The following is a 9,116-nucleotide window of genomic DNA, read 5'->3' as shown; positions in this document are numbered from 1 at the left end:
AAAGACTTAATGGAAAAACATCTTTTATTGATTTTTTTAGATTCTATGAAAACGAATACAGCGATATCGACTTTAGTAAAATTAACCTCCCCCTAAACCTAAATAATGATACTAATTATTATAAAGAACGTTTATTAGAGTTAGGAGAATTCAATAATCTAATTCCGGTTATTTCTCTTAAAAAGCAACATAAACTAGGAACTTATGAATTAATTGATTTTATTGGAAGCCTACGGGAACTTAACAATTCGGTAGCTATAAGAATTACTGATGATTTGTTTGATGATTACGAAGAAACTCTTGAAAGTATTTTAGGTGAAAAGGACTTTGTCTTCCTCGATATTAGAGATAATACCATAGCATCAAAAGAGATTGAATTAGAAGAATTTGAGGAATTCACTACCTCTGCTAAAAAGGTTTTATTGAATTCACCAAGATCTACTCAATACTACAATAATCAATACGAAAATTTAGCATTCACCAAATTAATTGATAATGAAGTAGCAGCAAGGTACAGCGAGTTTTCATTAGAGGGTTTCGGTGATTTTGGGGGTCTAAAAGATAAATTGCCTTCACCAAATGGGGGTGGAGGAAACGGAGCTGCCTTAGCCTTATTTTACCTGAAAGAAAATAATGCATTCTTCTCTGTAGCAAATGATTCAACACTAGGATTAAAAGGGTATCAAAAAGTAGTTAACGAATTATTAAAATACAGATCAGTACTCGACCATAAGAACGATTGTCCTGCCTTTAAGAAAATTAGTGAAATGTCAGGTACATATGGAAATTGGAGTACTTGGAACAACTTAACACTTACTAGATACATTCATCAACAATCAACAAAGTAGTATACCTTAATTTATTGGTATACTACTTTGGAATCAATTAAGAATTTATAAAACCACTGGTAATCAATATCAAATATTTCTTCATTATTCTCAACAATAAAATTCCATTTGTTGAAGTACTTTTTCTTAAGACATTCTTTATAAATTTTGTTAATTACTTGAGGATTGTTTTCATTTATTATCTTTTCTATTAAGTAGTCTTTGTTAGAATTGGTAGTGCAACCAAAAAAATGAGACAAGTCTTTTTTTGTCAATGAGGTTAATTGTTTTCTTGAGTCAAAAGATTTCGTAAGTTGGGCACTTTTAATTTTTTTGAAAATATACTTCCCTGTCTTAGTCCTATAATAAATATATACACCACATTCTTTAGGGATTTTGGAAACCATCTGGTCTAAATTATTTTTTGAACATATTAGATAGACTCGATCAAATACATCTAGGTAATCACTCATCTGTTGGTCTAATCTACTCGGGGTATCCAATTCAGTCTTTATTTCGTACGCAATGCTTTGACTATTGATTTTACATAAATCAACCCTACTTTTTCCCGCTTTAAGTTCAAAAATAGATACGTGATTCTTTAATTTAAGTAAAACTTTATTAAGAAAACTTGCTTTCACAGCAGTTTCATTCGGGTAGTTTTCTAATAAGAAAGTGTTTAAGAAATCTCTTACCGACGAGTAATTATCACTGTGAAAATCATCAGGTAGATCGCCACCAAAAGCTTCAATCACATTATTTTCAAGTGTTTCATTACTATAGAAGGTTTCGTATTTATTAAATAGATCTTGTGCATATTCAAATTGGTTTTTAACTGTTTCTATTTTGATCCACTCCCTTCTATTTATTAATGTTATACTTTATTTTTCATTTAGTCTAGAGGTAATAAATTGACCTATGAGGTTAATTGTGTTAGATTAAACCAATGTTATAGGGGGATATAGATGGAAATTACATATTCAAATAAAAAACTTGAAAAAATATTGACTAGTGAAAGGCAAATCAAAAAAAAATATACGAAATTCTATTCAAAAGTTATCCTTCGAATGTCAGAATTACGCGCAGCGAACAACTTAGGTGATATTTCTCCATCCCCTCCTCCAAGAAGACACAAATTAACCAGTCAGAATCATTGTTGGGGTGTAGATGTATCCAAGAATTTTCGCCTAATAATCCAAGCTCGTGAACCATTTGATCCCAATAATTTGAATACTGTAACCAGAATTTCAATATTATCTATTGAAGATTATCATTAGAAAGGGGGAAAGATAATGACCAATGAATTTATTGTTCCCACCGGTTTTGTAATAAGAGACTACTTAGAGGAATATGGAATAAGCCAGAAAGAACTTTCCAGAAGATTAGGCATGAGTGAAAAACATGTATCAAATGTATTGTCTGGAAAAAGTCGGTTAACTGAAGAATTTGCAATTAGCCTAGAAAAAATCATTCATGATGTACCTGCTTCATATTGGTTGAATTATGAATCTAAATTTAGGGAGTTTAAGAAAAGGGAAGAATTAGAACAAAATGAGTTTAGTGAAGAAAAATTAAAATATTACTCCAAAAAATTTAAGTTTTCTTCTGTATTTGGCGGCTTAAATTGGGACTTAAAAAAACAAGCTAATGAAATGTTAAAACTGTTAAGAATCGATAACTTTGACATTTTTGATTCTGTTTATTCGGATCTAGAGGTAGAGTTTATGGAAGATGGTGGAGAAGTAGAACCAATAGCTATTTGGTTAAATTTAGCTAAAGAAGAAATAGAAATTCAAAATAAGGACCTATCTGACGTTAAGTTTAATAAAGAAAAAGTTATAAATTCTTTGAGTAAACTAAAGAAAATATCAATGAACAAAGATTATATAAACTCTTTGAACAGTGTAAGAAAATTATTGAACCGTGCAGGTGTTTACTTAGTATTTCAAGATCCTATAGAAAATAGCAAAGTAAGAGGAGCATTAACAACTTATAAATCCAGACCGGCTGTCTTTATAAGTGGACGTTTTAAATCTCATGACCATGTATGGTTCGCTTTAATGCACGAAATTGGACACCTCTTACAGCACTATGTACCAAACGATACTATAATTTCCCTTGAAGATGATTTGTATTCGTCTAACAGTACTTCAATTAAGGAAGAAGAAGCAAATGAATTTGCAAGAAATTTTTTTATCGATGCCGAGGATTACAAAAAGTTTGTATCAAAAAATGAATTCAATAAGAGTACCATTATCGATTTTGCATTAGACCAAAATGTACTTCCAGGTATTGTGGTGGCTCGTTTGCAACATGATAATTATGTGCCCCATTCAAAATTAAATTATTTAAAAAATAGATAATTTGGTTTATAACATTAAGAAGCACAATAAAAGTGCTTCTTTTTTTTATCGCTTAAAGGAACGTTTGTTCGTATAATATCACATGAGGTGATAATTTATGACAAAGTTAACGTACAAACCTACCATTCTGGAAAACTGGGTAAGCCGTTTTTATAGGAATAACGGATTATTAAATCCTGATGACCTTTACATAAGCGATATCAGTCATAAGTTAGATATTTGTGTAACTTATGACCGCCCATTAACTTATTCATTTGAACAAGATAATCTTAAATTGATCAATATCAATTATGAATTACCAACATATAAGCAGCGTGAAGCTTTCTTCCATGAGCTATGCCATATCATTAGACATACTGGAAACCAAATGATGATGCCTGAAGCATTTAGGGAATTACAAGAACGTGATGCCCAACACTTCACGATCTATGCTTCTATCCCATTTCACATGCTAACTCAATACAAATTAAAAGATGATCATGTTCATTGGACATTAGCAGATGATTTTAATGTACCAGTAGAAATTGCAAGAGAACGTGTTGAAAGGATCTATAGAAATGCTACCAAAAAACAAAAAATGTATGCTTAAATAAGGTTAAGGAAGGAGGTGTAAACATGGCGAGTTTTCAAAAACGAGGTAAAACGTGGCAGTATCAAGTTAGCAGAATGGTAAATGGTCAATTCAAACCTATAAGAAAAAGTGGATTTAGGACTAAAAAAGAAGCACAAGTTGCAGCTGCAGAAGTTGAAGCTAATATGAGAAAAGGAGTTATTCCTAATTTAAAACCTATTAGCTTCATAGAATACTTTGAAAGCTTTATCACTATTTACAAAACTGATGTTGATCAAAGTACTCTTCAACGATACGAGAATACTTTAAAAACCATTAACGATTATTTTGGACACATTCCAATTCAAGAGATCACTAAAGGTGAATACCAAAAGTTTTTAAATGAGTATGGAGAAACTCATGCTAAAGAATCCACTAGAAAGTTAAATACACATATTAGGGCTTGTGTAAGAGAAGCAATTGATGAAGGCGTTATATTCAAGGATTTTACACGTGGTGCAAAACTTAAAGGTAAAGAATCTAAAAAAGCTGATGAGAAACACCTGAACTATTTTGAGTTCAAGCTGCTGTTAAGAGAGGTTTCTAACCGACTTGATCATGGTCTTACCTATTACGCAATTCTATTAGCTTTAACTACTGGAATGAGATACAGTGAATTGGTTGGTCTTACAAGGAAGGATTTTGACTTTAATAATAACACTATACAGATTAATAAGACTTGGGATTATAAGAGAGGGTTATCTTTCAAAGATACTAAAAACCACGAAACACGTACTATTAAAGTAAATGATAAAACTATGAGTAAGTTTAAAGAGCTATTTGAGAATACACCTGATAATATTCATGGCCTTGTATTTTATAGCCCACAATCAAAGCATAAAGTTTTAACAAATAATACACTTAACAAAGCACTGAAACACCTACTAAACAAGCTTAATTTTGATCAGATTATTACAATGCATGGATTAAGACATACACATGCAAGTGTACTACTATATTTAAGGTGTTCCATTTATTATGTTTCTGAAAGACTTGGACATAAAGACATACAAACCACCCATAACTATTACGCACATGTTATAAAAGAATTAAGGGCAGAGGATGAACAAAAAGCAACAAAAGAGTTAGACAGAATGGCACTATAATGTGTTGAATATGTGTTTAAAAATTTGATTTTTTATCTCATTCTAATGAATTCTTTGTTGTGCTTTACGATTACAGAAAACAACTCAAACGCTGATATATCAACGTTATTGAGCTTTATATAAATTTCCTATCGTACTCTAAATTGATTTAGAAACGCCCTCGAAGGGAATCGAACCCCTATCGCAAGAACCGGAATCTTGTGTGTTATCCGTTACACCACGAGGGCATATTGTTAATTTGGAATGCATAAGTCATTATACTTCGTCACCATTTAAATTTCAAGATAACATCCTTTATACTAGAGGGGCCTATGTTTAAACCTTTCTTTCAATGGGAAGAGTGGAAATGGTAAAAGGATTATGTTTTTCGTTTGACCTTTCTTGACCAAAGATGTATCATTAAATTAGAAAAAATATTACAAGTAATAAGGAGTGACGTGAAATGAACTTAATTCCTACAGTTATTGAACAAACTAATCGCGGTGAACGTGCTTATGATATTTACTCTCGTCTATTAAAAGACCGTATTATCATGCTAGGTGGTCCAGTTGATGATAACATCGCAAACTCAATCGTTGCGCAAATGTTATTCTTAGCCGCTGAAGACCCAGATAAGGATATTTCATTATACATTAACTCACCAGGTGGTTCAATTACAGCTGGTATGGCAATCTATGATACGATGCAATTCATTAAGCCAAACGTTTCAACAATTTGTGTTGGTATGGCTGCTTCAATGGGAGCATTCCTACTTGCAGCTGGTGAGCCTGGTAAGCGTTACGCATTACCAAACAGTGAAGTGATGATCCACCAACCATTAGGCGGTACTCAAGGTCAAGCTTCTGACATTCAAATTCACGCTAAGCGTATCGTTGAAATGCGTGAGAAGCTAAACAAAGTATTATCAGAGCGTACTGGTCAGCCTTACGAAGTCGTTGAGCGCGACACAGACCGTGACAACTTCATGTCTGCTGAAGAAGCGAAAAAATACGGCTTAGTCGATGGCATTATGCAAAAATAAATATTAACGATCCGACTCCCTCATGTTCATGCATGGGGGAGTTTTTATGTGAGTTTAATCTTTCAATATTACATGATACTATGGGTAGATGAACTAAAGGAGTGAACGACATTGAACAACATCGAAACAAACCTACCTAGCGAAATACAAAAGATGATCACACAATATCAACATAAGGGTGAAACATCATTTGAGCATTTAAAACCAGATGGCGGTTATATTCCATATGACAGGGACCTTTTAACAGATGCGGTTGTCGCTTTAGCACAAGGTAAAAACATTTTACTAAAAGGTCCAACAGGTTCGGGTAAAACGAAGCTTGCTGAAACGTTAGCTAATTTATTTAACCAGCCGATGTTCAGCGTCAACTGTTCAGTCGATCTAGATGCTGAAAGTTTTCTCGGGTTTAAAACGTTAGATTATGATGAAAACGGGAAACAACAGATCGACTTTGTCCCAGGTCCTCTCGTTCAGTCGATGGAACATGGCCATTTTCTTTATATTGATGAAGTCAATATGGCAAAACCCGAAACACTACCTTTAATTAACGGCGCGTTAGACTATCGTCGAACGGTTACGAATCCACTTACCAACGCGTTGATCCAAGCAAAAGAAGGGTTCACTGTCATTGCCGCAATCAACGAAGGTTATATCGGCACGACACGTCTGAACGAAGCGTTGAAAAATCGCTTCATCGTCTTTGATGTTTCTTACATTGAAGGTCAACAACTTCGATACTTAATTGAAAACAATACAAATTTAGAAGACGAACAGTTGATTCAGCAGTTTATTCAACTATCAGCCGATTTAATCGAAGCGGCAGAACAAGGAAAAATCTCTGAAGACGCTGCTAGTATTCGTGCTTTGCTTGACGCTTGTGACTTAGCTTCATTTATTCCAGCTAAAAGAGCGATCACCCGATCTATTGCTGATAAATTAGAAGATGAGCGTGAAAAAGAAGTCGTCCATAATTTAGCTAACACGTTGTTTGAATGAGGTGTCTTACGTGAAATTTAACGACAAAGTCATAGATACGCAACTTTTAGCTGAGCTAAGAGATTTCGTGACGGTACTATCCAAACAGGAAGATTTAGAGTTCGATTATCATTTTGGCGCAACTATTCATATTGATGACCGTCAGATTACCGCTAGTCACTTTTGGGACCATCGTGATGAACAAGTGCGATCGATTGGTTATAAGACGGATATTTTATTAAGGTCAATTGGCACGATGCACTACACCTCTGTTTCAGAGTGGCAAAAGTTGAAACGTGAAGTTAGGCAAAGTTCTCTTCCCTATTTTTGCGAGCAGTTGTTTACGGTTTTAGAAGATGTTCGATTAGAAGAAATCATTCGCAACGAACGTCGTGGCACGATTAACTGGTTTAGACAAAGGTTAAACACTTACCGTCATTATTTCGAAACACAGCTTAATACGAATATTACCCGTAGTTATACGCTTGATGAGTTATTTTGTATGATTTTTCTTACAGTGACGTCTGAATCGCCTTTTATAACATTTGAACAGGCAAATGTTCAGCAACGTGAAACGTTAAAGCGACTACAACCTTTACTTGAGTCGGTTTATGAAGCGCGATCGACTAAAGATGTTGTGAATTTGACGCTTGATGTAAAAGAAGCTTTAGAAGAAGACTACTCTGATATGATCAACCGTTATTTCGTTTATCCGATACAACATCAAGCAGCGATGACGGAAGAAAAAGTTGTCGATGAGCTGAAGCGTGTTGATCCATTAAATAATGATGATGAAGAAGATATTAGTGATGACGATGAAGTCATTAGCGAGACGTTTTCGACGTGGCACCGTGAAAATGAAAATAGTGATCGGAATCAAAGTTTTATGCAATTTGAACTGGAGCAAGGAACGAAAACGAATTTAATCGGTGATGGCGTGCGTCAAACTGAAGAAGGCGATCAAGCAATGGCGAGTGTTCAAGGCATGTCAGCTCAAACGGACCAAAGTGAATACGAGCATTTAGAAAGCTTGATGAAGAGAAAAATAAAGAAGCGAATGAAAGCGAGCAATACGGTAAAGAAAATCGAAATACAATCAAGCTGAATCGCTATCCTTCAAAACCGAGTCAAGAGGATCAAGCTCACTATAATGAACTGACGAAGATGATTGATCCTATTAGAAGAAAACTTTCGCAAACCATTGACCGTGCTTTAGAGCATAAACAAAATGCAACACGGCAAAACTTAATTACAGGCAGGCTATCTAAAAAGCAGTTGCTTCCCCTTGTGATCGATAATGAACCGAGAGTTTTTTATAAAAATGACTTAGAGAGTCACGAGTTTGATGCGGTCTTCACGTTATTAATTGACTGCTCAGCGTCCATGTTTAACAAAATGGATGAAACGAAAAAAGCGGCCATCCTCTTTCATGAAGTATTAAAGGAGCTCAAGATCAAACATAATGTGATTGGTTTTTGGGAAGATGGGTTCGATGCAAAAGACGATGAACAACCTAACTACTTTCATCGCGTCATAACTTATGACGAATCACTCCAAGCCCATGCAGGCGCGGAAATATTACAATTAGAGCCTGAAGAAGATAACCGAGATGGTTATACGATTCGTGTGGCGACAGAAGAACTTCTTGCTAGACAAGAAAAAGACCGATTTTTACTCGTCTTTTCGGATGGGGAACCTTCTGCCTTTAACTATAGCGAAAACGGGATTATTGATACTCACGAGGCTGTGTTAGAAGCTCGAAAGCAAGCTGTCGATGTCGTTGGGATCTTCTTAGGTGAAGGCGAAGTTAAAGAACACGAAGCGATGCTAATGCGTAACATTTATGGTCGCGAGCATATGCTTATACCAGATCTGGAAGAACTGCCTGATTCCTTTTCTTATATTTTAAAGCGATTGTTATTAACGACGATTTGAATTGATTTGTTTTTGGCGGTCGCAAATTTTATTTGGCGTTCGCGGATAATTTTTTGGCACTCGGAAATTTTTATCAGCGTTCAGATTATTTTATCGGCGCTCACGAATATTTATCAGCGTTCGGGATTATTTTATCGGCGTTCACGACAATTTATAAGCGTTCGCAAATTTTTATCAGCGCTCAAACTATTTTTATCAGCGTTCAGAATAATTTATCAGCGTTCAGAATAATTTATCAGCGCTCAGCCTAAATCACATCATAAAAACAAAAACGAGCGT

At 34.7% G+C, this 9,116-nt stretch carries 10 protein-coding genes and 1 tRNA gene; 9 read left to right on the top strand and 2 right to left on the bottom strand.

What is annotated here, in order from left to right; genetic code table 11:
* The coding region (locus A194_RS18330) for a hypothetical protein (RefSeq protein WP_040402820.1) at nucleotides 1-848 on the top strand (848 nt) is incomplete at its 5' end.
* 11 nt (nucleotides 849-859) lie between these two features.
* Here A194_RS18330 and A194_RS0111915 read toward each other — a convergent pair.
* Entirely contained in the window at nucleotides 860-1,582 is a 723-nt protein-coding gene (locus tag A194_RS0111915; protein WP_017187062.1) for a sce7726 family protein, read from the bottom strand.
* Nucleotides 1,583-1,792: 210 nt separating this feature from the next.
* Between A194_RS0111915 and A194_RS0111910 the strand changes: the two genes are divergently transcribed.
* The 4 genes from A194_RS0111910 to A194_RS0111895 all read left to right on the top strand — a co-directional run bounded on the left by A194_RS0111910 (nucleotide 1,793) and on the right by A194_RS0111895 (nucleotide 4,906).
* Complete coding sequence (locus A194_RS0111910) at nucleotides 1,793-2,104, top strand: hypothetical protein (RefSeq protein WP_017187061.1); 312 nt, start codon at nucleotides 1,793-1,795, stop codon at nucleotides 2,102-2,104.
* Between the two features lie 15 nt (nucleotides 2,105-2,119).
* Nucleotides 2,120-3,190, top strand: coding sequence for an ImmA/IrrE family metallo-endopeptidase (locus A194_RS0111905; RefSeq protein WP_017187060.1), 1,071 nt, complete (start codon nucleotides 2,120-2,122; stop codon nucleotides 3,188-3,190).
* A gap of 97 nt (nucleotides 3,191-3,287) precedes the next feature.
* A complete protein-coding gene (locus A194_RS0111900) occupies nucleotides 3,288-3,779 on the top strand; it encodes an ImmA/IrrE family metallo-endopeptidase (RefSeq protein WP_017187059.1) in 492 nt (163 codons plus the stop codon).
* A gap of 26 nt (nucleotides 3,780-3,805) precedes the next feature.
* Complete coding sequence (locus A194_RS0111895) at nucleotides 3,806-4,906, top strand: tyrosine-type recombinase/integrase (protein ID WP_017187058.1); 1,101 nt, start codon at nucleotides 3,806-3,808, stop codon at nucleotides 4,904-4,906.
* 155 nt (nucleotides 4,907-5,061) lie between these two features.
* Here A194_RS0111895 and A194_RS0111890 read toward each other — a convergent pair.
* Nucleotides 5,062-5,133 (bottom strand) — tRNA-Arg (locus A194_RS0111890).
* Nucleotides 5,134-5,348: 215 nt separating this feature from the next.
* On the opposite strand from A194_RS0111890, the gene clpP reads away from it, so the two are divergent.
* From clpP to A194_RS20075, 4 genes are all read left to right on the top strand, one after another.
* Nucleotides 5,349-5,927 (top strand): ATP-dependent Clp endopeptidase proteolytic subunit ClpP, encoded by a 579-nt coding sequence (gene clpP, locus A194_RS0111885; RefSeq protein WP_017187057.1) that lies wholly within the window; start codon nucleotides 5,349-5,351, stop codon nucleotides 5,925-5,927.
* Between the two features lie 153 nt (nucleotides 5,928-6,080).
* Nucleotides 6,081-6,923 carry an ATP-binding protein gene (locus A194_RS0111880; RefSeq protein ID WP_050980522.1) on the top strand — a complete coding sequence of 281 codons (843 nt, stop codon included), beginning with the start codon at nucleotides 6,081-6,083 and terminating at the stop codon, nucleotides 6,921-6,923.
* Nucleotides 6,924-6,933: 10 nt separating this feature from the next.
* Nucleotides 6,934-8,007, top strand: coding sequence for a hypothetical protein (locus tag A194_RS20080; RefSeq protein WP_050980521.1), 1,074 nt, complete (start codon nucleotides 6,934-6,936; stop codon nucleotides 8,005-8,007).
* A 59-nt stretch (nucleotides 8,008-8,066) separates the two neighbouring features.
* Complete coding sequence (locus A194_RS20075; RefSeq protein WP_050980520.1) at nucleotides 8,067-8,837, top strand: vWA domain-containing protein; 771 nt, start codon at nucleotides 8,067-8,069, stop codon at nucleotides 8,835-8,837.
* Nucleotides 8,838-9,116: the final 279 nt, after the last annotated feature.

This window comes from Alkalibacillus haloalkaliphilus C5, assembly GCF_000269905.1.
In the GTDB taxonomy this organism is placed as follows: domain Bacteria; phylum Bacillota; class Bacilli; order Bacillales; family Alkalibacillaceae; genus Alkalibacillus; species Alkalibacillus haloalkaliphilus_A.
Note: the sequence above shows the minus strand (reverse complement) of the source record. Positions and strands in the feature narration are given on the sequence as shown.

Excerpts from the sequence above, each read along its gene's own strand:
- A194_RS0111910 (WP_017187061.1), top strand. The coding sequence starts at position 1,793 with ATGGAAATTACATATTCAAATAAAAAACTTGAAAAAATATTGACTAGT.
- A194_RS0111905 (WP_017187060.1), top strand. The coding sequence starts at position 2,120 with ATGACCAATGAATTTATTGTTCCCACCGGTTTTGTAATAAGAGACTAC.
- A194_RS0111900 (WP_017187059.1), top strand. The coding sequence starts at position 3,288 with ATGACAAAGTTAACGTACAAACCTACCATTCTGGAAAACTGGGTAAGC.
- A194_RS0111895 (WP_017187058.1), top strand. The coding sequence starts at position 3,806 with ATGGCGAGTTTTCAAAAACGAGGTAAAACGTGGCAGTATCAAGTTAGC.
- clpP (WP_017187057.1), top strand. The coding sequence starts at position 5,349 with ATGAACTTAATTCCTACAGTTATTGAACAAACTAATCGCGGTGAACGT.
- A194_RS0111880 (WP_050980522.1), top strand. The coding sequence starts at position 6,081 with ATGATCACACAATATCAACATAAGGGTGAAACATCATTTGAGCATTTA.
- A194_RS20075 (WP_050980520.1), top strand. The coding sequence starts at position 8,067 with ATGATTGATCCTATTAGAAGAAAACTTTCGCAAACCATTGACCGTGCT.